Raw genomic sequence first — 24959 nt, forward strand, 5'->3', positions numbered from 1 at the left:
AAGAGTCAGAGATTTGCAGCAGATCAGAGACTTAGAAAAGAGGGGAGACAGAAATGAAGAAACAACAGAGTAAACGTGTGATACCGGGCTTTGGACTGACAATGGGAGTAACTTTGGCGATGCTGAGTATCGTAGTTCTGATCCCTCTTGCGTCTTTGGCAGTATACTCGGCGCGGCTGGGTTTTCGGGAATTTATTGAGGTGATCACACGGCCGAGGGTCCTGTCGGGATTCTATGTAAGCTTTATTACCGCATTTGCTGCCACAGTGGTCAATGCCATTATGGGACTGGTCCTTGCGTGGGTGCTGGTAAGATATGATTTTCCGGGAAAAAGGATCATGGATGGAATGATCGAGCTGCCTTTTGCGCTGCCCACAGCGGTTGCCGGTATCTCGCTGACCTCACTGACTTCCGATAAAGGTCTGGTGGGAAGCTTTTTTGCAAAGTTCGGCATTAAGATCGCGTATACCAGGATCGGTATCACGGTGGCATTGATCTTTGTGGGAATCCCTTTTGTAGTCAGGGCTATTCAGCCGGTTCTGGAGAAGCTGGACGGTTCTTATGAGGAGGCGGCCCGTGTCATGGGTGCAAAGCCATTCACCGTTTTTCGCAGAGTTATTCTTCCGGAGCTTCTGCCGGCAATGCTTTCCGGGGCGGGACTTGCCTTCGGACGCTGCCTGGGAGAATACGGAAGCGTTGTTTTTATCGCAGGAAACAAGCCTTATTATACAGAGATCACGCCGCTGATCATCATGTCAAAGCTTCAGGAGTTTGACTATGAAAGCGCAACAGCTATCGCACTGGTTACACTGGCAGTATCATTCCTGATCCTGTTTGGTGTGAATCTGGTGCAGGCAAGAAATACGAAACGTATCAGAGGGAGGGATGCATAATGGATGAAAAAAAGAAGCAGGCTTCCGGGCCGGTGAAATGGATCCTTATCGGGATTTCCGTGATCTTTCTTTTTGTGATACTGGTACTGCCTCTGGTGGTCGTTGTAACCCAGGCGCTGAGCAAGGGCTGGCAGTGCTACGTGCAGGCGTTGACAGATGAGTACACGCTGAAAGCGCTGAAGCTGACCATTGGGGCGACGGCTGCGGCTGTTGTATGCAACACGATCTTTGGTCTGTGTGCGGCATGGGCAATGACCAGATTTCATTTTCGGGGAAAAAAGCTTCTTACCACTTTGATCGATGTTCCGGTTACAGTATCACCGGTTATCGCAGGTCTTATCTATATCCTGGTTTTTGGAAAGCAGAGTCTTCTTTATTCTGTTCTTGAAAGTGCAGGAATCCAGATTGTATTTGCAGTTCCGGGAATTATCCTGGCAACGATTTTTGTCACGTTTCCATTTGTGTCCAGAGAGATCATACCGGTTCTGGAATCCATAGGGTCCGATGAGGAAGAGGCGGCAGCACTGATGGGAGCAAAAGGCTGGACGATTTTTACCAGAGTGACATTTCCGCATATCAAGTGGGCATTCCTCTATGGCGTTGTGCTGTGTACAGCCAGAGCTATGGGAGAGTTTGGAGCCGTGTCTGTACTGTCCGGACATCTCCGTGGAAAAACAAATACACTTCCGCTTCATGTGGAAATTCTTTATAACGAATTCCAGTATGTTCCGGCATTTGCGGTTTCTTCGATCCTGGTGATTCTGGCGGTGATCCTTCTGATCGCAAGAAATGTTCTGGAGCATAAGGGAAAGGGGGAAAAAGGCGATGTACGTTGAGTTAAAAAATATCAATAAAACATATGGGGATTACAAGGCATCTGATAATGTAAGCTTTGGTATCGAAAAGGGAAAGCTGATCGGTCTTCTGGGTCCCAGTGGAAGCGGAAAGACTACGATTCTCCGTATGATCGCCGGTCTGGAGCAGCCGGACAGCGGAGAGATCATAATCGATGGAAGAGTGGTCAATGATGAGCCTGCCAGCGAGCGAGGCATTGGATTTGTTTTCCAGAATTACGCTCTTTTCCGGTATATGACGGTGTATGATAATATTGCATTTGGCCTGAAGGTACAGAAGGCGGATAAGAAGTATATCAGACAGAGAGTTATGGAACTGGTAGAGCTGATCGGGCTGAAAGGTCTGGAAAAAAGATATCCAAGTCAGCTGTCCGGCGGTCAGAGACAGCGAGTTGCTTTTGCCCGGGCGCTGGCTCCCAATCCACAGCTGCTTCTTTTGGATGAGCCTTTTGCGGCTATTGATGCGAAGATCCGTACGGAGCTTCGAAGCTGGCTGAAGGATATGATCGAGAAGCTGGGGATCACCAGCATTTTTGTTACCCATGATCAGGATGAGGCTATTGAGGTGGCAGATGAGATCATCATCACCAATCGTGGTCGCATTGAACAGAAGGGAACTCCACTGGAGGTTTACCAGAATCCGGATACTGCGTTTACGGCGGGATTTTTTGGGCAGACTTCCGTGATCGATGATTACCAGGTGTTCAATCATTTCGAGGAAGTTCCGGGAGGCGAAAAAGCCATCGTCCGTCCGGAGTTTGTAAAAGTGACAAAGAAGAACGAGGAACAGAAATATAAAAGCTCCGCAACAGAGGGCGTCGTAGAACGAGTATCATTCCGCGGCAGCAGCCTGGAATTGAAAGTCCGTGTAGGAAACACCATACTCAGCGCCAGAAGAAGCCTTGACGAAGAACCTGTCCTGGAAGGTGAAGTTGTGGATGTGTTTGTGCAGAGGATTTTTGTAACGAAGGGAAATGAGGCAGTGCTGCTACATAATACAGCTATGGTTGAGGATTGGCTTGTGATATAAAAAAATGCCGCGGGAGCGGCATTTTTTTATGAGCAAGTAGCGTTAGCGGATTGCGAATATCATATGATGCGGCCGCGGGAGCGGCATTTTTTTATGAGCAAGTAGCGAAGCGGATTGCGAATATCATATGACATGGCCGCGGGAGCGGCATTTTTTTATATATGTGAAATTTTCACACCGTAATATTCTGCAAGAGAATCTACCAAGTCATCACGGATTTTTTTGTGGTCATTGCCATCCAGGGACATGACACAGGATACCATCTGATGTTTTTTGTCAATGATGCAGTATTGGCCGTAATTGCCGGACAGGATCAGAGTATCTTCCATAGGTCCCATATATATGAAATATCCATAACCATAGCTCTGGTAATCTGGATGTTCCGTCAGTGGATTGTAAGAATCAATGTGTTTCTGACAGGCATCAATAACGAATTTTTTTGGGACGATCTGTTTTCCGTTCAGGGAACCCTCATGCAGAAGCAGATGTCCAAAACGAGCCAGTTCATCAATTGTTAGATACAGTCCGTTAGCTGCCATGCAATGTCCTTGAGGGCAAAGGGTCCAGTCAGGATTCGGAATACCAACCGGTTCAAAGAAACGATATCGCAGATAATTCAGCAGACCCGTTCCGGATTTCTCTTCCAGAAGAACAGACAAAATATAGGAACAGAAATTGCTGTACACAAAATGAGTACCGGGTGTATAGGGAAAAGAATCATTCTGAAAGAAATATCTTACCCAGTCCTTTTCTCTGTATCGTTCCGGTCCATCGCAGAAAAAGAGAGGATCGTTCTGACCGGATGACATGGTAAGAAGATCACGGATCTTTATTTTGTAAAGATTTTCGGAAGGATTTGACGGAAAATATTTTTCAAACCAAGGATAAATATATTCATCAAGTGTGATCAGTCCTTCACGTTCTGCGATACCTGCAGCCATTGCAACAAAGGGCTTGCTGACAGACCATATATTTAATCGGGTTTTTACCGGAAAAAGTCTGAATTCTTCTTTTAAAACGTCATTTTTGTATATCTGGGCATAGATAATATTGGAATGATGCTGTTTCGATTTTTCCAAGAAAATATCTAAAATTTCATGCATGATAATCCCCCCCCTGAAATTATTATTCGTAAAAAAGATCAAAGTCTGAATAAAGTTCTTCCAGGTCATGAAGTCGTGTACTGATGGATTTGCACCTGGTTTTTCGGATTTTTGCAACAATACTGTCAAACAGACAATAGAGGCATGAGAAGGAGTTAAATCCCATTTCATTGAGATTGATCTCTGTAATGATAGCGTGGTCTGCCAGCGCCCATGCCGGTGATGAAATGCTGTCTGTGACGGCGAGTATCTTTGCACCATGGCTTTTGGCAACCTGTGCATATTTCAGAGACCATTTGGTATAGCGGGCAAAAGAGATCAGAAGAACAACTGTATCCTCGGATGCTTCTGTGAGATATTCGAAATTGGAATCGTAAAATTCGTGAACCACCTTGGTATTTCCAAGAAGCTGATTCAGCAGAGTTCCCATCCAGAGTGCTGCACTGTAAGAGGAACGGGCACCGACAATCAGACGTTTTTTCGCATTGGTCAGATGAGTAACGATCTGATCCATATCTTCCCGATTCAGGTGGGAAGCCCAGTTTTCCATGGAATGGAGCTCTTTTGCAATGATGGTCTGATAGAAATTTCCGTTATCCAGTGTGTCATCTGATGTAGTTGTGGGAATGGAAAGGATGTCATTCTGTACAGTTCTCTGCATTTCAGAAAAACTTTCAAAACCCAGAGAATAAGCAAGGCGTATGATAGTGGTTTCGCTTACGGAAATTTCCTTGCTGAGTTTCGCAAGGGTGGAATAACTGAAAGAATCAAGGTGTTGTAATATATATTCGGCAACTTTCTTCTGACCGGCAGAAAGAGAAGATATTTTTTCACGGATCAACTGTTCTACTTTCATGAAAAACCTCCTGTTTTGTGTAGTTTGTATAATGAATTATAACAGGTGCGAAGTTTAATTACAATATAATGGAGCAAAAAATTCTTCTAAAACAAAATAAAATGTAAATAATGCACAATTAAAAAGGCGGATTTTTAATGATATTGTCAATAGAAATTCTGAATTTTAAATGATAATATAGCATTAAATAATTCGCATGACGTCAGAAAAAGAATTAAATACACTATCGACATTGGAACTTATATGAAAAGGGGGGCTTTTATGTTATCAACAGCAAAGGAAGTAAAAGAAAAAACAGGTTATCTGAAACGAAGTGATCTTTATACGATTGGTGTAGGACAGGCAATTGGTTCGGGAGTTCTGACATTAATCGGTCCGGCGATTTTGCTGACAGGACAGTCAGCGTGGCTGGCGTATGTAGCTGCATGTATCTGGGGATTTATGATGATCGCACCGATCCCGTGGATCACATCCACACTGAAACTTGGAGGGGGCTTTTATTCTCTGGTAGGAGATATGGCCGGCAAACGAGTAGCCGGTATGTATGCGGTTGGATTTTTACCACAGACGATTAACCTTGCGACTTATGGTGTTGCCATCGGTATGTATGCCAATTCCCTTTGGCCGCAAATCAATGCGAAATGGTTTGGTATCGCGGCATTGAGTGTATTCTTTGTAATTAATCTCTGCGGCGTGGATGTAATGGCGAAAGTTCAGAAAATCCTGGTTATTTTACTGTTTGTCGCACTGGGGCTGTTTATTATTCTTGGTGTTCTGCAGCTGAAAAATCCGGTATTTGACTTTACAGCACCAGACTTTTTTTCAAACGGACCATCTGGATTTTTCTCAGCAATCCTGCTATATGTATATTCAACAAACGGTTACTCCTGTATCATGAATTATGGTAAACAGGCGAAGGATGCACATAAGGATATTCCAAAGGCACTTCTGTACTGCGTACCGACACTAATGGTTGTATATGGTGGTGTTGCACTTGTAGCCAGTGGTGTGCTTCCATTGGATCAGGTGGCAGGACAGCCACTTACTCTGGTAGCTAAAAATATTTTAAATCCGGCTCTTTTTACAGTATTTATGATCGGTGGTCCGGTGCTTGCACTTTCATCTTCTATTAACTCTACAATTTCCAATAACTGTATTCCGGTTGCTCAGTCCTGTAAAGATGGATGGCTTCCGAAATCTTGGGCAGCACAAAATGGACGCGGTGCTTACTGGAAACTGATGACATTTACTTATCTCATGGGAATTTTACCGGTATTACTGGATTTTTCTATCAGTGATGTTGTAAATAATATTATGCTTCTGGCATCTGCTCTGGCATTTTTACAGATTTACGCATATTTTCAGCTCCCAAAGAAACATGCGGAAGCTTGGGAAAAATCACCAATGCATATTTCTAACGGAAAATATTATTTCCTCTGCTGTTTGAGCCTGCTCGCATATATCTGCATTTTTATCAATTCCTGCAGAAGCCTGAAACTTCCGGTAGTAATCATCAGCCTGATAGCCATTGTAGTATGCATGGCTTACGGATGGTTTAGAAGTGCAAGTCCTGATGTAAAGATGGAAACAAGTGTGTGGGAGGATTAATGTTTATGAATAAAGACCAAAACCTGATCAATGAATTTGCTATCAAAACTTTAAAAGAAAATCTCAATGTTATGTATGCGCAGATATGGCGTGAAGGACAGTTAACGGCAGAATATAAGAGAATGCCGGTGAAAACCCGTTTGAATACCTGGTCTGCATGCAAAGGCGTGGTATCCTGTGCAGTGGGAATTGCACTGGATGAGGGATTGATTCATCTGGATGAGAAGATCGTTGATATTTTTCCGGAATATGCTCCGGAGAAAGCAGAAGGATATCTTGGTGATGTGACTCTGGAAAATATGCTGACAATGACTACCGGTCTGGAAAGCTCGCTATTTTTCTGTGACTGGCCGGAACGTTATACAACGCCGGACTGGATCAGATATTTCTTTGAAAATGCGAAGGTTGTAAATAAACCAGGAACTCAGTGGCTGTACAGTAATTTCAATACCTATATGATCAGCTGTGCTATTGAGAAACGTGCGGGTGTCAATCTTCTGGAATATCTGAGAAATCGATTTTTTGAACCATTGGGAATTGGAAATCCGGACTGGACTTTGTGCCCGAAAGGTCATGTACATGCGGCGAATGGTCTTTATGTAAATATTGATGAGTTCACCAGATATGGACAGATGATTCTTCATAAAGGAAAATATAATGGAAAACAGTTGGTGCCGGAAGAATATATGAAAGTTGCGACTTCCAATCTTGTAGACAATTCAGCGGCAGGAAGTTCGGGAAATCTATATTCCGGTTTTGGATATGGATATCAGTTTGTAATGAATCCGGAAGCCGGTTCCTATCGATCCGATGGAAATTATGGTCAGTTCTGTCTGGCGTTTCCTGACAAGGATGCAGTAGTAACTGTAATGTCTCTGGAGGGGGATTTCCAGAAAATAGGAAATCATCTATGGACTACAGTGGTTCCGGAATTGTAATATATTCTGGTTGACAAATCCGTGGGGAAAGCATAAGCTAATCCCATCTTCGACAGTTAAATAAAAATAAAGTGGCAGAAACCCTTGATTTTACAAGGGCACTGAAAAAAGGGCGTGTGAAAAAATGAGAAATCATTTTGGAGCACGCTCCTTTTTATGCTCTTTTAGGACAAATCGTAGAATTGAGGAGAGATTCAGAGCATACTTTCCCCTCTCCCCATAAATTCGGTTGTTTTTGAAATTGTGCGGCTGTTTTTACTTTCATTCTTTTGTACCACCGGTCATTTTTCATGATTCCAAAAGTTCCTTCCGCCTGGATGGAACGATTCATTCTAAGCAATGCTCCCTGAATACTTTCCAGATTACGGATCACTTCCTGGTGCATTACCGTCAACTCCTGATTGACCCGTACTGTACGGTTTCCTTTGACCTTTTTGTATTTCTCTGCATAAGGACGTCCGCTACAGGATATTTTGGATAAAAGCCATAGGTCTCATGAAATTTTTTCATGAGAGGAATAAAACAGTCCATATCTGAACGGTACCTGGATTTTTCAGTTGCTTTTTTCCATACCCAGGAATACTTGTTTGCAGTTGCTTCAAATTTTGATCCATCTATATATAAGTGCTGCAGATCGACGTGCTCGGTTTCAAAGATCTTTTTGTTGGCTATGTTTTTTTACAGCCCCTTTTTATGCCATTGTAAAAACTGCCGAATTTCACCGAAAGCTCCGATTTGGCGAAAAATATCATAGCAGGAATATTTTTTATAATGTATACTATATTTGTTAGGAAATCCAGATACACCACAAAGCAGAAAGGAAAAAAGCGTATGAAAAGAAATTGGAAAAAAGCTTTATGTGGCATTTTGACAGGTTTTATGCTTGCGACGGCGACACCAGCTGCGGTTCCGGAGCTGATCAGCGTGGCAGAAGTACAGGCGGCAGTAACTGTAGCAGCGCCGGCCATGTCTTCTATTAAGATCGTCGGAAAGAATAAGATCATTTTCAGCTGGAAACAGGTAAAAGGAACAGCCGGATACCGTGTATACCGCAAGACCGGAAACAGCGGATGGAAAGCAGTAAAAACCATCACAGGAAGTAAGAATGTTACATTTACCGACACAAAAGTAAGCACCGGAGCACGTTATACTTATACGGTAAAAGCTTACCGGAAATCCGGAAAAAATATAATCTGGAGCGGTTATAATAAAAAAGGCCTGACAGCGATCGCAGGGCTGAATTCTCTTACCCTGAATAAGACCAGCCTGACACTGACACCGAAAAAAACTTATACACTGAAGATCAACGGCACCAGTCTGAAACCGTCATGGAAGAGCAGCAACACAAAGGTTGTCAGTGTAACTTCAGCCGGAAAGGTCACCGCAGTAAAAACAGGAACAGCGAATATCACAGCGATCCTTGGCGGCAGAAAATTCACCTGCAAGGTTACTGTAAAAAATCCTGCATCGGCTAACGCAAAACTGACGCAGAATTATGCCAAACTGAAAAAATATATCAGTCAGAAAGGCAGATATACCGAAGACGGAAGTCAGTTTATAAATGTCAAAGTAAATGAAGAAAGTACTCTGATAATCGGTTATCTGAAGAAAGAAGATAAGATAGATATTGGAATGCTGATTTCTGTGCCTTCCGATGGAGTACTTGCCGGACTGGATATTATCGGAAACTGTGTGAAATCTGATACGGTCAGTGTGAAGTCCGCCCTGTCTTCGGATGGAGTCTTTGTGCTGCTGACTTCTTCCACAAAAGCATCTGCTTATAAAGGTCAGAATCTGACTTTCCTGTATACAAACGGAAAAAAAGCGATGACAGATCTGCAGGATACTTCCAACATTATGATGAAAGCGACAATGATAGCAGCAAATGCTTATCTGAAAAAGAATTTAAACCTGACAATGAATGATCTGGGATTCACTGCTTATAAATTATAAATAAGACAAAAATTTATTATTCTTGACATGAAGCAGGATCGGAATTATACTAAATCATGTAAATAACGGGGGAGCTTGTGACGGCAGGCTGAGAGGAAGTCTTCAACTTCGACCCTTATACCTGATTTGGATAATGCCAACGTAGGAACGTATAAGATGAATTTACGGGAGATACCTTGGCGTATCTCCTTTTTTATTGGATGCGGATGTTTTATCCGACTGAATATACGTAAGATCAGGATTTACAGAGAAATATTTTACAATTAAACATGGGAAATTTTGAGAGTGAACAGAGTTCATGAAGGGGTGCACCACCACGGGTGTATTTCTTTGTGAACTCTTTTTTTACGGATCGCGAATATCCGATTGACCGGAAGAGATTGCGAATTACTTCTGACTTGGCGAAATTTCCGGAAAGGAGAGAACATGATCACAGTAAACGGTGAGAGCAGAACCCTGGAAGCTCCGGTGACCGTAACGGAATATCTGGAAGCATGTAACTATGTTCCGGTGCAGGTGGTAGTAGAACTGAATGAAGAGATCATCAAGAGAGAGACTTACGACACGACCGTGCTGAAAGACGGAGACGTTGTGGAAATCCTGCAGTTTATGGGCGGCGGAAGCTGCTGAGACAGAAAGAATAAGAATGGATACAGAAAATCCTGTTCAGAAGTCTGAAGATGGGCAGGAATATCCGGCTGTGGGATGGGCAGAATCGCAGATAACTGCTGACTTGAAATTTGAATAACTGAGCAGTTATTGCAGCTGAAATACAATGCAGATAAATAACAGAAAGGTGGACATAAAAAATGACAACAGCAAACACAAATGAAGACAAACTGATCCTGGGAGGCCATGAGTTTACTTCCCGTTTTATCCTTGGTTCCGGAAAATTTTCTCTGGAGCTTGTAAAAGCATGTATCGAAAAAGCAGGAACTCAGATCGTAACACTTGCCCTGCGCCGTGCAAATGAGGGCGGACTTGCCAATATTCTTGACTATGTGCCGAAGGATGTTACGCTTCTTCCGAACACCTCAGGAGCCAGAAATGCTCAGGAAGCAGTACGCATTGCAAGGCTTTCCCGCGAGCTTGGCTGCGGAGATTTTGTAAAGATTGAAGTTATCCATGACTCCAAATATCTTCTTCCGGATAACTATGAGACCATCAAGGCAACAGAAATCCTTGCAAAAGAGGGCTTTGTAGTTATGCCATACATGTATCCGGATCTGAATGCAGCCAGAGATCTGGTGAACGCAGGAGCTGCCTGTGTAATGCCACTTGGCTCTCCAATAGGTTCCAACAAGGGAATCTGTACAAAAGAATTCATCCAGATCCTTATCGATGAGATCGATCTTCCGATCATCGTGGACGCAGGAATCGGCCGTCCATCACAGGCATGTGAGGCTATGGAAATGGGTGCTGCAGCAGTTATGGCAAATACGGCTATTGCAACAGCAGGAGATGTCCGCGTTATGGCAGAGGCATTTAAGAAAGCTATTGAGGCAGGAAGAAGCGCATACCTTTCCGGCATGGGAAGAACTCTGGAGAGAGGTGCAAGCGCGTCCTCACCGCTGACCGGATTTTTGCATGAGTAAAATAATGACAGTATATTGAAAGATTCGGAAATATACGGTTATTAAGGGGAAATCTGTGTAGTGAAAGCGGATTACGAATATTCACTTGATACAGATTAACCAGAGCAGAAAAGAAAACAAATGGCTAAAAACAGATACTGAAATATTACAAATTTGAAAATAATAAAAGTACGAGAGGAGAGACACAGCAACAATGGCAGAAACAATACAGGCCAGTCAGCAGGACGGCCATTTTAATGAAAGTATCGTAAATGAAGAAATTCTGGAAGATATGAAAAAGAACCGTATCGATCACATGAAGTACCTTCCGGATATGGAACAGCTGGAAGAATCTGATGTAATGGATCAGGTTATTTCCGCAATGAACGCATATGATTATGATAAGTACACAGAGGCAGATGTACGGAGAGCGCTTGCTCATGACAACCGTACACCGGAGGATTTTAAAGCATTGCTTTCACCGGCAGCACTACCTCTTCTGGAAGAAATCGCACAGGCTGCACGGATCGAAACAAGGAAACATTTCGGAAACAGTATCTGCATGTTTACACCGATCTACATTGCAAATTACTGTGAGAACTACTGTATTTACTGTGGATTTAACTGCCACAACAAGATCCGCCGTGCACAGCTGAATGCAGACGAGATCGAGAAGGAGATGGCAGCTATTGCAGAAACCGGACTCCAGGAGATCCTGATCCTTACCGGAGAGAGCAAAACGAAATCTAATGTAGAATATATCGGAAAGGCCTGTGAGATTGCCCGAAAATATTTCAAGGTAGTCGGTCTTGAGGTGTATCCGATGAATTCTGATGAGTACGCATATCTTCATAAATGCGGCGCAGATTATGTGACAGTTTTCCAGGAAACCTATAATTCCGATAAATACGAAACCCTGCATCTTGCAGGTCACAAGAGGATTTTTCCATACAGGTTAAATACACAGGAGCGTGCACTGAAGGGCGGCATGCGAGGTGTTGGCTTTGCGGCACTTTTGGGACTGGATGATTTCCGCAAGGATGCTTTTGCAACGGGATATCATGCATATCTTCTGCAGAGAAAATATCCACATGCAGAGATCGCTTTTTCCTGCCCGAGACTTCGTCCGATCATCAATAATGACCGGATCAACCCGAAGGATGTCCACGAACCACAGCTTTTGCAGGTAGTCTGTGCATATCGTCTGTTTATGCCGTTTGCAAGTATTACCGTATCCACCAGAGAGTGCGAGCGTGTCCGTGACAATCTGGTAAATATTGCAGCAACCAAGATCTCTGCAGGTGTCAGCACAGGAATCGGAAGCCATGTGGATGATATCGAGGATAAAGGTGATGATCAGTTTGAAATCTCAGACGGAAGATCCGTGGACGAAGTCTTTAACGCCCTGAAAGACCATGGCCTGCAGCCGGTGATGAATGATTATATTTATCTGTGAGATGAAGGCGACGAAATCGGATCGCACAGACAACAGAGGATAACTTCTGTGGAATATGTGGAAAACCATCCGCCCGGAAGAGCGATTTTTCAGGGTGAGTGTGGATAACTGTTTCGGAAAAACGAATGTTACATGCCCCGGAAGGTTCTTTCGGGGCGTTTCAGGAAAGTTCACTGCTTCGATCGTAAATATCCGTCTGACACTGACCCAAAATTTCACAGATGAAGGAAAACATCCCGCAAAAACAAGATATACTTTGGCAAAATTCCCGAAAAACACGGAAATTATAAGACTGATGACGTTTTCACATATACTCCGGGAACAATAAAATACGATGCAAAAATCAACAAAAACAACATAATATCAGGTGGAATCAAATACAAAAATCTGTGAAACTAGCATAAACAGCCATATTTTCGAAAACTCCTGAAAACGGTTTCCAATCTAATAGTTTTCTTATGGACTTACTCATGTTTATAATAGCCCCAACAACAAAACACGAGGCAAAACACAGGGGGTAAGTATTATGAAAAGAAGATGGAAATCAGCAGCAGTTCTTGCAGCAATAGCAACAATTGGAAGCCTTACAGGCGTAACCACCTATGCGGCGGACAGTGTCAGCATCACCAATGTATCTTATGATCCGACCAGAGAGCTTTACGAGCAGTACAACAAAATCTTCCAGAAGCACTGGAAGGAAAAAACAGGCCAGGATGTGGAGATCACACAGTCCCATGGCGGTTCCGGCAAGCAGGCACTTGAGGTTTCCAACGGACTGGAAGCAGATGTGGTAACACTGGCACTGGAGTATGATGTGGATGCGATCCAGGATGCAGGACTCATCGATGACGGATGGGTGGATGAATTTCCGGAGGACAGCTCTCCCTACACTTCGACTATTGTATTTCTTGTGAGAAAAGGAAATCCGAAGAACATCAAAGACTGGGACGATCTGGTAAAGAAAGACGTAGGTGTGATCACACCAAACCCGAAAACCTCCGGCGGAGCAAGATGGAACTATCTGGCAGCCTGGGCCTATGCAAAAGATAAATATAACGGAGACGAGGACAAAATTAAAGAATTCATCGGAGACCTTTACAAAAACGTACTTGTCCTGGACACCGGAGCCAGAGGCGCAACGACCTCTTTCGTGGAAAACGGACAGGGTGATGTACTGATCGCCTGGGAAAATGAAGCCTATCTTTCCGTAAAAGATTATCCGGACGACTACGAGATCGTAACACCAAGCATCAGCATCCTTGCACAGCCGTCTGTAGCAGTAGTCGATAAAGTCGTAGACAAAAGAGGCACCAGGGATGTGGCAGAGGAATATCTGAATTATCTCTATTCCGATGAAGCACAGTGGATTGCAGGGGATAATTATTACCGCCCATCCAATCAGGATATCCTGAAAGAGTACTCCGATGTCTTTGACCTGAACATCAATCTTGTCACCATTGATGATTTCGGTGGATGGAAAAAGGCACAGGAAACACATTTCTCAGATGGAGGGATTTTTGATCAGATTTACGAAGGATAGACAGCAGAAGCTATAGTCGGACGGAATAACACAAAGAAGCTGCAGAACAGTGGAAAAACAGAGTCTGCAGCTTCTTTTATGTAAATATGATGTGCCTTTTGCGACTGGAAAATCTGTACCTGATATATAGCAACTGTCAACATCTCATGCAGCTATGGATTTTCCGGTCTGCAAAATAACGGCAGAGGGGGCAATGTGAATCACAAGGTGGATCAGGCATGCCGGCATGCCGCCACGATAACCGCCGCTGGTAAAAAACATCACCGGAAAAACGATCAGAAAGATCACGACAATGGTGATCAGGTAGCTGCGCTGATATTTTCCACTGTAATAGGAATAAAGAAAAAGTCCTCCGGAGACTGCAACCAGCGCAAAATTGATTAGTACATTTTCCCAGGAACCGGTCCCGAGACTGAGAAAGGTCATGATCAGGCTGATTACAGTACCTCCCAGGGCGAGGATGTTGAACAGCCGGACGCGGAAATCAAGGGTGGGACTGAATAAAGAATGAGAAATATTCCGGAGTTTCGGGTTTATATTGATAGGGATCACCTCCTGTTCTTAATGCAGGTTTGTATGCCTGCGGGCATCTTTCTTTTGGTGCTGTAATTATCGTAACTGCTATAATTGTATCATGCTGTCATATAGTTGTGTACACAAAAAAATACATTTAATACAGTTTTCCTATTGACATACTATGAATAGTAGGTTAATATAAGTGTCAACAAAAGAAAGGGAAGAGGCTATGAACGAATACGGCTTTAATACAGGACTGCTCCACGGCACTAATGAGAAATATCCGCAGGGAGCCACACAGGTTCCAATCTATCAGAGCAGCGCATTCCGACATGACAGTGCGGAAGACCTGGAGAAAATTTTTGACAATAAAAAAATGGGCTTCTCCTATACAAGGATCAACAATCCTACGGTAGAGTCCTTTGAGAAGAGAGTGACCATGCTGGAGGATGGGATCGGAAGTGTGGCCTGTGCATCCGGAATGGCAGCGCTGACCAATGCGTTTCTGAACATTCTTCAGGCGGGAGACGAGATCGTGGCAGCCTGCGGACTGTACGGCGGAACCGTGGAACTGTTCGATGATCTGAAGCCTTTCGGGATTTCCGTAAAATATGTGAAAGAGAATAAGCCGGAAGCTTTTGAGGCAGAGATCACAGAGAAGACGAGAATTGTTTTTGCGGAGACCATCGGAAACCCCAAGCTGGACGTTACCGATATCCAGGCAGTTGCAGAAGTGGCACATAAGTATGACGTACCGCTGATCGTAGACAACACCGTGGCAACACCGTATCTGATCCAGCCACTGAAGCTTGGAGCTGACATTGTGGTTCATTCCTCTTCCAAATATATTAATGGAAGCAGTGATGCGATCAGCGGCATTCTTGTCTGTGGTAAGGGTCTGAAATGGGACCCTGACCGATATCCGGGACTTGCTCCATACCGGAAATTCGGACCATTTGCATACATCGCCAAGCTTAGAAACGGACTTTTCCGGAACACTGGCGCGTGTCTTGCTCCGCAGAATGCTTTCCTTAATAACCTGGGACTGGAAACTCTGGGACTTCGAATGCAGAGACAGTGTGATAATGCACTGGAGCTTGCGAGATTTTTACAGGGCCTGGGTGATGACATTGAAGTAAATTATCCGGGACTGGAAGAAAGCTCTTATCACGAAATTGCGGAAAAGCAGTTTAAGAATGGCTACGGAGCTATCGTAACCGTAAGAACCGGAAGCAAGGAGAAGGCTTTTTCCATTATTAATTCATTGAAGATCCCGCTGATCATCTCCAATATCGGAGATACGAAGACCCTGGTGATTCATCCGGAATCCACCATTGCGGCACACATCTCCGATGAAGAGAAGCAGCAGTCCGGAGTATTCGAGGATCTGATCCGTATCAGTGTGGGAATTGAAGATATTGAAGATTTAAAAGAAGATTTCAAACAAGCGATAGAAAATAACCGATAAAATATGGTACACCGAAAACGATGTACCAGGAGTTGCACCAGCAGAGAAATGGAGAGTTCGTTATGGCAAAAGTAGATTACGCTACATTAAAAAAAGGTGGTTTCATGAGACAGAAGCAGAAAAATAATTTTTCCCTTCGTCTTGCCTGTGTAGGCGGTACACTTACCGCAGAAAACCTTAAGAAGATCGCAGAGGTAGCTGAGAAATACGGTGACGGATATGTACATCTTACTTCCAGACAGGGAGTTGAGATCCCGTTCATTAAATTAGATGATATTGATGATGTAAAGGATGATCTTGCAAAAGGCGGATGCAAGCCTGGTGTCTGCGGACCGAGAGTCCGTACAGTTACAGCCTGCCAGGGCAACGCTGTCTGTCCAAGCGGAAATATCAACAGCTATGACATTGCGGTGAAATTAAATGAGAGATATTTCGGAAGAGAGCTTCCTCATAAATTTAAATTCGGTGTTACCGGATGTCAGAACAACTGTCTGAAGGCAGAGGAGAATGATGTAGGGATCAAGGGAGCAGCTGAGGTCAGCTGGAAAGAGGATGCATGTATCCACTGCGGCGTCTGCGAAAAGGCCTGCAGAGAAAACGCCATCTCCTTTGAGGATGACAAGCTGGTGATCGATACAGAGAAATGTAACTACTGTGGCAGATGTGCAAAATCCTGTCCTGTGGATGTATGGGATGTAAACGAAGCATATATCGTTTCCTTTGGAGGAACGTTTGGAAATCACATCAGCAGGGGACAGGAATTCCTTCCGCTGATCACCTCTGAGGAGCAGCTTTTCAGAGTGACCGATGCAGCGATCCGGTTCTTTGAGGATCATGCAAATCCGGGAGAGCGTTTTAAATTTACCATCGACCGGGTAGGTGCTGAAAAACTTCAGAAAGTTTTGAAAGGAGCATACAATGGCTGATATTAAGATTGATGATACAGTAGATATTACCGATGTAGTTTGCCCGGTAACCTTTGTAAAAGCAAAAGTAGCACTTGAGGAGCTGGATGACGGACAGATCCTGGCGATCAAAATGAACGATGGCGAGCCGGTACAGAATGTGCCGAGAAGCGTGAAGGAAGAAGGACATCAGATCCTGAAACTCGAGGACAACGAAGACGGAACTTATACACTGATCGTAAGAAAAGTTGAAGAATAGGAGAACAGAGAAATGACAATCACAGTTGCAGGAAATAAAAAGGAATACGAAGACGGACTGAAGCTTACAGAGCTTATTGAGAAAGAGGATATCGAAAGTCCTGAGTATGTAACCGTAACTATCAACGATGAATTCATCAGTAAGGCAGACGTTCCGGAGACAGAGGTAAAGGACGGCGATGTTGTTGAGTTCCTGTACTACATGGGAGGAGGCGCAAGATAATGGCTTTTACAAATGAGCAGCTTGAGCGGTACTCCCGCCATATCATCCTGAAAGAGGTCGGAGTAAAAGGTCAGAAAAAGCTTCTGAATGCAAAGGTTCTGATCATCGGAGCCGGCGGACTTGGAGCACCGGCAGCCCTCTACCTTGCAGCAGCAGGTGTGGGAACAATCGGGATCGCGGATGCAGATGAGGTGGATCTTTCCAATCTTCAGCGACAGGTCATCCACACAACTGCAGATGTAGGCAAACTGAAGGTAGAGTCTGCGGCTGAGACCATGAAAGCAATCAACCCGGACGTTACTGTAAATACATATCATACCTTTGTAGATTCCAGCAACATCATGGATCTGATCAAAGATTACGATTTCATTCTTGACGGAACAGACAACTTTCCTGCAAAATTCCTGATCAACGATGCCTGTGTAATGGCTGAGAAACCGTTTTCACATGCAGGAATCATCCGTTTCCAGGGACAGCTGATGACTTACGTTCCGGGACAGGGCCCATGCTACAGATGTGCATTTCAGAGCCCGCCGCCTAAGGATGCCGTACCGACCTGTAAGCAGGCTGGCGTGATCGGAGCTATGGGCGGAGTGATCGGAAGCCTTCAGGCAATGGAAGCTATCAAGTATATCATCGGACAGGGCGATCTCCTTACAGGAAGACTTCTCACCTACGATGCACTGAAGATGACCTTCCGTACTGTGAAGCTTCCGAAGAATCATCATTGCCCGGTATGCGGCGATGATCCGACGATCACAGAACTGATCGATTATGAGCAGGCTGTGTGTGAATTGAAACACTGAAAATTAAGTATAGAAATCCATTGGAGGCTGCGAAGAAATGCTGAAATTAAAAAAAGAAGATTACGAGAAAATATTAGACCACTGCAGAAAAGGACTTCCCAATGAGTCCTGCGGCCTTCTGGGAGGGAACATTGAGGGCGATGTAAAAACCATCGAGAAGGTGTATCTGCTGACAAATATCGATGAAAGCAACGAACACTTTTCCATGGACCCGAAGGAACAGCTGAGCGCGATCAAAGATATCCGTCAGAACGGATATCAGATGATCGGAAACTTTCATTCTCATCCGGAGTCTCCGTCAAGGCCTTCCGAAGAAGATAAACGACTTGCATTTGACCCGAACATCGAATATCTGATCCTCTCCCTTATGGATGCAGAAAATCCGGTGTTGAAGGCTTTTGGCGTAGATAAAGAGAAAAATGTAACTGTACATGAGCTTCAGATAACAGAGTGATGAGTATGAAAAACAGATTAAACACAAAGGAAATTACAACAGACGTGCTGATCATAGGCGGAGGTACTGCAGGCTGCTATGCGGCGCTGGTTCTCTCAGAACAGAAAGCCGGCAGAGTACTGATCGCAGAAAAAGCAAATATCAGACGAAGCGGCTGTCTGGCAGCAGGTGTTAATGCAATCAATGCCTACATTGTAAAAGGCCGCAAGCCGCAGGATTATGTAGATTATGCCACAAAGGATGCCGCCGGTATCGTAAGGCAGGACCTTCTTCTTACAGCAGCGGAGAATTTCAACGAAGTTACCGCAAAAATGGAGAAGCTTGGGCTTGTGATCCTGAAGGATGAAAATGGTGATTATGTAGCCAGAGGAAACCGTAATATCAAGATCAATGGCGAAAATTTTAAACCTCTTCTTGCTGATGCAGTTCATAAAGCTGAGAACGTAGACGTTCTGAATTATGTAAATATCACAGACCTTCTTGTAAAAGACGGACAGGTTTACGGAGCGGTTGGTTTCTCTATTATGGAAGAAACCGCATACATTATCCGGGCAAAGGCAGTTCTTGCTGCAACAGGCGGAGCGGCCGGACTTTATAAACCAAACAATCCCGGATTTTCCAGGCATAAGATGTGGTATCCGCCGTTTAACACAGGTGCCGGATACGCAATGGGAATTCTGGCAGGTGCGGAGATGACGTCCTTTGAGATGCGTTTTATCGCACTTCGCTGCAAGGATACCATTGCTCCTACGGGAACCATCGCACAGGGTGTCGGCGCAAAACAGATCAATGCAGCTGGCGAGATCTATGAGACAAAATACGGACTGACCACAAGCGAGAGAGTTTACGGAACAGTTCGGGAAAATCAGCTTGGCCACGGCCCGTGTTACCTGAAGACTACAGGGATCACGAAGGAACAGGATGAAGATCTTCTGAAGGCTTATCTCAACATGGCACCGAGCCAGACTCTGAAATGGATCGAAAGCGGAAAGAACCCCAGCGAGCAGGATGTGGAGATCCAGGGAACAGAGCCATATATCGTAGGCGGTCATACAGCCAGCGGTTACTGGGTAAATACAGGCCGTGAAACTACGGTAAAGGGACTATATGCAGCAGGTGATGTTGCAGGCGGATGCCCGCAGAAATATGTAACAGGAGCTCTTGCAGAAGGAAAGCTTGCAGCATTGGATATGGTGAAACAGTTTAAGGCCGGAACTCTGAAGGAAGCAGATGTTCAGACTGAGACAGAGATCAAGGTTCAGGAAGAGGAGATTCTTTCCCAGTACGAAAAGTTCCGAAATGAAGACGCACCGGCATTTTCCGTGGAAGAGCTGGAAGAGGCTATGCAGAAAGTCATGGATGAATATGCGGGAGGAATTGCTTCTAATTATCAGTTTAATGAGAAGCAGCTTGCTCTTGCAGATGAAAAAATCGTTCAGCTTCAGGCTCTTGCCGAAAAAACAGCGGCAGCAGATATGCATGAGCTGATGTTTGCATATGAACTTCGTGAGCGTCTCATTGTGTGCCGTTCACTGATCGCTCATCTGAAAAACCGCAAAGAGACCAGATGGCATTCTTTTAACGAAAATCTGGATCATCCGGAAACAGATGAGAAATTTTATAAATATGTAAATTCGAAACTGGAAAACGGCGATATCAGGATAATTTTCCGTGACATTGTAAAGGAGGACACATATGAGCATACGAATTGATCAGAAAAAATGTGTTGGCTGCAGAAAATGCAGTGAAGTATGTCCGGGAACCCTGATCGTCATGGAAGACAAAAAAGCCGTGATGAAATATCCGAAAAACTGCTGGGGCTGCGTTTCCTGTGTAAAGGAATGTAAAGCCGGTGCCATCGACTTTTTCCTTGGTGCAGATATCGGCGGTAACGGAAGTATCATGAATGTAAAAAGCGAAGGGGATATCCTTCACTGGATCATTACAAAAACGGACGGTTCTACATCCGTGATCGATGTGGATCGACGGAATTCGAATAAATATTAGACCAGAAGATAAGTGCTGCCGGTTCTGGCGGCCGGAACAGGAGGATGAGATCAGATATGAGTGGATTATCACATTTGGATGAGCTGGAAGCAGAGGCAATTTATATCATCCGTGAAGTTGCAGCAGAGTGCGAGAAGCCGGTAATGCTTTATTCTATAGGAAAAGACAGTTCTGTAATGCTTCATCTTGCAATGAAGGCTTTTTATCCTGAGAAACCGCCATTCCCGTTTCTTCACGTAAATACGACATGGAAATTTAGAGAGATGATTGAGTTCCGTGACAAAACCGCGAAGGATCTGGGGATCGAAATGCTTGAGTACATTAATCAGGATGGTGTGAAGCAGGGAATCAATCCTTTTGACAGTGGCTCCGCATACACAGATATCATGAAAACGCAGGCTCTGAAGCAGGCTCTTAAGAAATATGGTTTTACAGCTGCTTTTGGCGGCGGTCGTCGTGACGAGGAGAAAAGCCGTGCAAAAGAGCGTATCTTCTCCTTCCGTAACGCAGAGCAGGCATGGGATCCGAAGAACCAGCGTCCGGAGATGTGGAAGCTTTATAATACGGAGATCAATAAAGGCGAAAGCATCCGTGTTTTCCCGATTTCCAACTGGACTGAGACTGATATCTGGCAGTACATTAAGAGAGAAAATATCCCGATCGTTCCTCTTTATTTTGCAAAAGAGCGTCCGGTTGTATACAGAGACGGAAATATTATCATGGTGGATGACGACAGGATGCGCCTGAACCCGGGTGAGGAGCCGCAGATGAAAAAGGTGCGTTTCCGTACTCTCGGATGCTATCCTCTGACAGGTGGTATCGAGTCTGACGCGGAGACACTGGACGAGATCATTGACGAGACTTTAAGCTCTGTGGAATCTGAGAGAACCACACGTGTTATTGATTCCGACGGCGGAGCTGCAAGCATGGAAAAAAGAAAGAGAGAGGGGTACTTCTAGGATGAGCGGATTACTGAAATTTATCACTTGCGGAAGTGTGGATGATGGAAAATCTACACTGATCGGTCATATTCTTTATGATTCCAAGCTTTTATATGCGGACCAGGAAAAAGCCCTTCTTCTGGACAGCAAGGTAGGTTCCAGAGGTGGTGCCATTGATTATTCTCTTCTTCTGGATGGCCTGATGGCAGAACGTGAGCAGGGAATCACCATTGATGTTGCGTATCGTTATTTTACAACCGATAAAAGAAGTTTTATCGTTGCGGATACTCCCGGACATGAGGAGTACACAAGGAACATGGCGGTTGGAGCTTCCTTTGCTCAGCTTTCCATTATTCTTGTGGATGCGAAGCAGAGGGTTCTGGTTCAGACAAGGCGTCATGCACGTATCTGCGCTCTGATGGGTATCCATCATTTTGTATTTGCTGTTAACAAAATGGATCTTGTTGATTACAGTGAGAGTCGTTTTAATGAGATTGTAAAGGATATCAATGAGCTTTCTGAGACTCTGGGGCTTCAGGATGTTGTGATTATTCCTGTCAGTGCTACAGAGGGTGATAACGTAACGAAGAAGTCTCCGAATATGCCCTGGTATACGGGTAAAGCTCTTTTGGAGCATCTTGAGACTGTGGATGTTTCAGAGGCTGAGAATGTCAGCGAATTTTATCTTCCTGTTCAGCGTGTTTCCCGTCCAAACCATGAATTTCGCGGTTTCCAGGGCCAGATCGAGAGTGGCCGGGTTCATGTAGGCGATATCATCACAACGCTCCCAAGCAACGAGACAGCGGCTGTTAAGACGATCCTGGTGGGTAGTGATGATCGTGAGGAGGCTGTTGCCGGCCAGGCTGTTACGATCCAGCTGGATAAAGAGGTTGATGTAAGCCGTGGATGTGTTCTTACCAATAATAATGAGATTCCTGTTGCAAAGGGATTTGAGGCTACTCTTCTATGGATGGATGATTCCAGGCTTGAAGTGGGCAAGGAGTATCTTGTGAAGCTTGGTACCAAGAAGATCGCAGGTGTGGTTAAGAGTATTGAGTTTAAGACGGATGTAAATACCGGGGAGCATCTGCATGCGGATACGATTGAGAAGAATGAGATCGCTCTTTGCAAAATCGGTCTTTCTGATAAGGTTGTGCTGGATGAGTTTAAGAGGAATAAGACTCTTGGTGAGCTGATCCTGATCGACCGTGTGAGTCATATGACTTCTGCATGTGGTGTTGTGGAATCGGTTGATACTGAGGGGGAGAAGCCTTATTTCCAGAAGGATGATGTGAAGGTTGGCGGTTATGTTTTTGAGGAGTTTTATTTTAACCTTGAGAATGCGCTGCTTTCCAAGGCGGATAAAGAGGTTAAGACTTACCATGTAGGGGACGTGGTGCCTGTTGAGGGTGACAGCTTTGAGTATCCGGGCTATTTTGATATTGTTTCTCTGGAGGATAATGCGGCTGTTCTGATCCGTGATAAAAAGGTACTGGATATTATTACGTTAGACAAGTATGCCTTTATGGGACTTCCTGTTGTGGATGAGAGAGGCTTTGCCCTCGAAATCCGCAGCGATGCCGATTACCAGCAGTTCCTGGATGAGTTTAAATCAACTGATAATAAGTCAGAGTTCCATAATAAGTGGTTCAAGTTTGAGACATACAGAAAGATTGTCTGCACAGATAATTTCTGGATGATCTGATAAAAAATATATCTTTCATTTGCATCCAGCTCTTCATTTCAGCCTCTGTTTTCGCTGTATGCGTTACTGTTCACACGATGTGCGACCAGCAACGCATCTCGCCATTTTAAATCGCCTTTGGCGATGGGGCGAGATGCATTCAAGCCAAAACATGCATCCTCCGTGTCAATCAGCGAAGTGATTGACACGGGAGTGAACAGTAACCTGTATGCTACTGCAATTTCTCCAACAATTCCAGATAAAGTTTCTGCACCTTAATCTTTTATTTTTGTATATTCACTCTTTGAGTGGACTTTCCTCCTTCGATTTTCTTTAAAGCTTTATGCTTCATAAACTCTTCTTTTATATAGTTTTTTCAAAACAACTATAGTAATATAGAGTTATCACAATCTTAGCTTCCTACTATTCAACGGTTCCTTTTCGCCATATCCAGTGGGGTGGGTAAAGATGACCCAATAAGTGAATGTAATTGAAGAAATTAAAAAAAAGGACTATTTTTTATGAACAATATAAAAGAAAGAATAAAAATATTTTCAGGGGCACAGCTTAAATACATTGCTTTTCTATCTATGCTTATCGATCACACAAACAAAGCGTTAATCTATCCGAATTTGGATGGAGGAGCATTGAATCGGTTGAGTGACTTTTTTGATATTTTAGGAAGAATCGCATTTCCAATATTCATCTTCCTTCTCGTGGAAGGCTATTTCCACACAAAAAATAAATGGAAGTATTTAATTACACTTCTTGTATTTGGAGTAATATCAGAAATTCCTTTTGATATGTGTACAACAGCTACATTTTTTGAAGCCAACTGGAACAATATTATGTTTACGTTAGCCTTGGTGCTTGCCATGATCTGGCTGATTGATGTACTCAAGGAAAAGATGGCAGCATTGCCGAAAGCTTTATGGTATTTCGTATCATTTCTCATTGTGGCAGTATTGTGCTTTGCTGCAATGAATCTAGGATTAGATTATGAACACCATGCGGTGCTGATTGGATATTTCTATTATATTTTTCATGACCGACAGGCACTTGCGATTCCATTTTCCTATCTTTCCATGTTCAAAGAACCATGGGCTTTGCTTGGATTTGGCCTGACACTTACTTATAATGGAGAACGTGGAAAACAGAATAAGTGGTTTAATTATCTTTTTTATCCAGTACATTTGCTGATTTTAGGAATTATAAGAATGTGTCTTAAGATTTGAATATGAAATTTTAAAAAGGACTTTTCTTTTAAAATGAACGAAAAGTCCTCTTTTTGCGTAGATGACTGTTATTTCACAGCCCCTTTTCTAATGGATCTAAAGGCTGTAAAGCCATTAACACTACAGTATATCTCTTGTTCGATTCCATATCTATCATAGTAGAATAAAATTAATGTAAAAAAAATAAAAAAAGTGTTGACAAATTATAGTACGTTCAGCTATAATTAACCATGCGTTTCGGATGAAACACAGAAGAAATGCGCTCCAATTTAATAAGAAATTATAAGTTCGGAGTCTGGAGAAGTACTCAAGAGGCCGAAGAGGTGCCCCTGCTAAGGGTATAGGTCGCTAACGCGGCGCGAGGGTTCAAATCCCTCCTTCTCCGTTATTTTTTTGAAAAAAATAAATTTTTCAAAAAAATGAAAAAAACTTGTTGACAAATGCTTGCAGACATGATAAAGTAAACAAGCTGTCAACGAGACAGAGATTCATCAAAAAAGAGTTTGAAAAAAGTTGAAAAAAGTACTTGACAAACGATTTGAGATGAGATAAAATAAATGAGCTGTCTGAGAGACAGACGCAACAAACCTTGATAACTAAACAGTGAAACACATACGATTCTCGAAAATTTCTTTACATTTAAAGAACGGTTTAAAC

The 24959-nt window shown here is 43.7% G+C and carries 25 protein-coding genes, 1 tRNA gene and 1 riboswitch; of the genes, 22 read left to right on the top strand and 4 right to left on the bottom strand.

The features are described 5' to 3' along the window. Positions 1 to 53: 53 nt before the first annotated feature. The 3 genes from cysT to DWX61_RS13405 are packed head-to-tail and all read left to right on the top strand — an operon-like array spanning position 54 to position 2777. Complete coding sequence (gene cysT, locus DWX61_RS13395; protein WP_118625761.1) at positions 54 to 893, top strand: sulfate ABC transporter permease subunit CysT; 840 nt, start codon at positions 54 to 56, stop codon at positions 891 to 893. Beyond that, positions 893 to 1729, top strand: coding sequence for a sulfate ABC transporter permease subunit CysW (gene cysW / locus DWX61_RS13400; protein WP_118625763.1), 837 nt, complete (start codon positions 893 to 895; stop codon positions 1727 to 1729). Before cysT ends, cysW begins: the two co-directional genes overlap by 1 nt. Further along, positions 1719 to 2777 carry a sulfate/molybdate ABC transporter ATP-binding protein gene (locus DWX61_RS13405; protein ID WP_118625765.1) on the top strand — a complete coding sequence of 353 codons (1059 nt, stop codon included), beginning with the start codon at positions 1719 to 1721 and terminating at the stop codon, positions 2775 to 2777. Before cysW ends, DWX61_RS13405 begins: the two co-directional genes overlap by 11 nt. Positions 2778 to 2932: 155 nt before the next feature. Here the strand turns inward: DWX61_RS13405 and DWX61_RS13410 are convergent, their stop codons facing one another. Next, complete coding sequence (locus DWX61_RS13410) at positions 2933 to 3880, bottom strand: serine hydrolase domain-containing protein (RefSeq protein WP_118515996.1); 948 nt, start codon at positions 3878 to 3880, stop codon at positions 2933 to 2935. Between the two features lie 22 nt (positions 3881 to 3902). Continuing rightward, positions 3903 to 4736, bottom strand: coding sequence for a MurR/RpiR family transcriptional regulator (locus tag DWX61_RS13415; protein ID WP_118625769.1), 834 nt, complete (start codon positions 4734 to 4736; stop codon positions 3903 to 3905). 261 nt (positions 4737 to 4997) lie between these two features. Here DWX61_RS13415 and DWX61_RS13420 point away from each other — a divergent pair, with 261 nt between their 5' ends. Next, positions 4998 to 6344, top strand: coding sequence for an APC family permease (locus DWX61_RS13420; protein WP_118515994.1), 1347 nt, complete (start codon positions 4998 to 5000; stop codon positions 6342 to 6344). A gap of 5 nt (positions 6345 to 6349) precedes the next feature. Then, positions 6350 to 7282: a serine hydrolase domain-containing protein gene (locus DWX61_RS13425; protein ID WP_182434006.1), complete on the top strand. Its 933-nt coding sequence runs from the start codon at positions 6350 to 6352 to the stop codon at positions 7280 to 7282. 154 nt (positions 7283 to 7436) lie between these two features. Here the strand turns inward: DWX61_RS13425 and DWX61_RS19365 are convergent, their stop codons facing one another. After that, a complete protein-coding gene (locus DWX61_RS19365; protein ID WP_244791639.1) occupies positions 7437 to 7754 on the bottom strand; it encodes a transposase in 318 nt (105 codons plus the stop codon). Positions 7755 to 8113: 359 nt separating this feature from the next. Between DWX61_RS19365 and DWX61_RS13435 the strand changes: the two genes are divergently transcribed. From DWX61_RS13435 to DWX61_RS13460, 5 genes are all read left to right on the top strand, one after another. Next, the gene (locus DWX61_RS13435) at positions 8114 to 9235 is read left to right on the top strand and encodes an Ig-like domain-containing protein (RefSeq protein WP_182434007.1); all 1122 of its coding nucleotides are present in this window, start codon (positions 8114 to 8116) and stop codon (positions 9233 to 9235) included. A gap of 57 nt (positions 9236 to 9292) precedes the next feature. Continuing rightward, a riboswitch (TPP riboswitch) is annotated at positions 9293 to 9400 on the top strand. Between the two features lie 261 nt (positions 9401 to 9661). Further along, positions 9662 to 9865: a sulfur carrier protein ThiS gene (gene thiS / locus DWX61_RS13440; RefSeq protein WP_118515991.1), complete on the top strand. Its 204-nt coding sequence runs from the start codon at positions 9662 to 9664 to the stop codon at positions 9863 to 9865. Positions 9866 to 10044: 179 nt separating this feature from the next. Then, positions 10045 to 10830 (top strand): thiazole synthase, encoded by a 786-nt coding sequence (locus DWX61_RS13445; protein ID WP_118170203.1) that lies wholly within the window; start codon positions 10045 to 10047, stop codon positions 10828 to 10830. Positions 10831 to 11101: 271 nt separating this feature from the next. Continuing rightward, entirely contained in the window at positions 11102 to 12265 is a 1164-nt protein-coding gene (gene thiH / locus DWX61_RS13450) for a 2-iminoacetate synthase ThiH (protein ID WP_353652878.1), read from the top strand. Positions 12266 to 12791: 526 nt separating this feature from the next. Next, the gene (locus DWX61_RS13460; protein ID WP_118625779.1) at positions 12792 to 13805 is read left to right on the top strand and encodes a sulfate ABC transporter substrate-binding protein; all 1014 of its coding nucleotides are present in this window, start codon (positions 12792 to 12794) and stop codon (positions 13803 to 13805) included. Between the two features lie 144 nt (positions 13806 to 13949). On the opposite strand, the gene DWX61_RS13465 is transcribed toward DWX61_RS13460, so the two are convergent. Then, the gene (locus tag DWX61_RS13465) at positions 13950 to 14357 is read right to left on the bottom strand and encodes a hypothetical protein (RefSeq protein WP_244791616.1); all 408 of its coding nucleotides are present in this window, start codon (positions 14355 to 14357) and stop codon (positions 13950 to 13952) included. A 166-nt stretch (positions 14358 to 14523) separates the two neighbouring features. Between DWX61_RS13465 and DWX61_RS13470 the strand changes: the two genes are divergently transcribed. The 12 genes from DWX61_RS13470 (at position 14524) to DWX61_RS13525 (ending at position 24687) form a co-directional block, all read left to right on the top strand. After that, positions 14524 to 15789, top strand: coding sequence for an O-acetylhomoserine aminocarboxypropyltransferase/cysteine synthase family protein (locus DWX61_RS13470; RefSeq protein ID WP_330637566.1), 1266 nt, complete (start codon positions 14524 to 14526; stop codon positions 15787 to 15789). Positions 15790 to 15851: 62 nt separating this feature from the next. After that, complete coding sequence (locus tag DWX61_RS13475) at positions 15852 to 16715, top strand: ferredoxin-like domain-containing protein (protein WP_118625783.1); 864 nt, start codon at positions 15852 to 15854, stop codon at positions 16713 to 16715. Next, positions 16708 to 16953 (top strand): sulfurtransferase TusA family protein, encoded by a 246-nt coding sequence (locus DWX61_RS13480; protein WP_015526613.1) that lies wholly within the window; start codon positions 16708 to 16710, stop codon positions 16951 to 16953. Before DWX61_RS13475 ends, DWX61_RS13480 begins: the two co-directional genes overlap by 8 nt. Before the next feature lie 12 nt (positions 16954 to 16965). Continuing rightward, positions 16966 to 17175: a sulfur carrier protein ThiS gene (thiS, locus tag DWX61_RS13485; RefSeq protein WP_021650460.1), complete on the top strand. Its 210-nt coding sequence runs from the start codon at positions 16966 to 16968 to the stop codon at positions 17173 to 17175. Beyond that, positions 17175 to 17981: a thiazole biosynthesis adenylyltransferase ThiF gene (thiF, locus tag DWX61_RS13490; protein ID WP_015526615.1), complete on the top strand. Its 807-nt coding sequence runs from the start codon at positions 17175 to 17177 to the stop codon at positions 17979 to 17981. Before thiS (DWX61_RS13485) ends, thiF begins: the two co-directional genes overlap by 1 nt. Positions 17982 to 18018: 37 nt before the next feature. After that, positions 18019 to 18435: a M67 family metallopeptidase gene (locus DWX61_RS13495; RefSeq protein ID WP_118625785.1), complete on the top strand. Its 417-nt coding sequence runs from the start codon at positions 18019 to 18021 to the stop codon at positions 18433 to 18435. A 5-nt stretch (positions 18436 to 18440) separates the two neighbouring features. After that, positions 18441 to 20147 carry an adenylyl-sulfate reductase subunit alpha gene (locus tag DWX61_RS13500; RefSeq protein ID WP_118625787.1) on the top strand — a complete coding sequence of 569 codons (1707 nt, stop codon included), beginning with the start codon at positions 18441 to 18443 and terminating at the stop codon, positions 20145 to 20147. After that, entirely contained in the window at positions 20131 to 20442 is a 312-nt protein-coding gene (locus DWX61_RS13505) for a 4Fe-4S dicluster domain-containing protein (protein WP_015526617.1), read from the top strand. Before DWX61_RS13500 ends, DWX61_RS13505 begins: the two co-directional genes overlap by 17 nt. 44 nt (positions 20443 to 20486) lie before the next feature. Further along, the gene (gene cysD / locus DWX61_RS13510; protein ID WP_502696298.1) at positions 20487 to 21401 is read left to right on the top strand and encodes a sulfate adenylyltransferase subunit CysD; all 915 of its coding nucleotides are present in this window, start codon (positions 20487 to 20489) and stop codon (positions 21399 to 21401) included. Position 21402: 1 nt separating this feature from the next. Continuing rightward, positions 21403 to 23088, top strand: a complete 1686-nt coding sequence (locus DWX61_RS13515; RefSeq protein WP_118625791.1) for a sulfate adenylyltransferase subunit 1 — start codon at positions 21403 to 21405, stop codon at positions 23086 to 23088. A gap of 500 nt (positions 23089 to 23588) precedes the next feature. Further along, entirely contained in the window at positions 23589 to 24302 is a 714-nt protein-coding gene (locus tag DWX61_RS13520) for a TraX family protein (protein WP_021885873.1), read from the top strand. A gap of 297 nt (positions 24303 to 24599) precedes the next feature. Then, positions 24600 to 24687: transfer RNA gene (locus DWX61_RS13525), tRNA-Ser, on the top strand. Positions 24688 to 24959 lie beyond the last annotated feature (272 nt).

This window comes from Ruminococcus sp. AF20-12LB, from assembly GCF_003478985.1.
Lineage (GTDB): Bacteria > Bacillota > Clostridia > Lachnospirales > Lachnospiraceae > Blautia_A.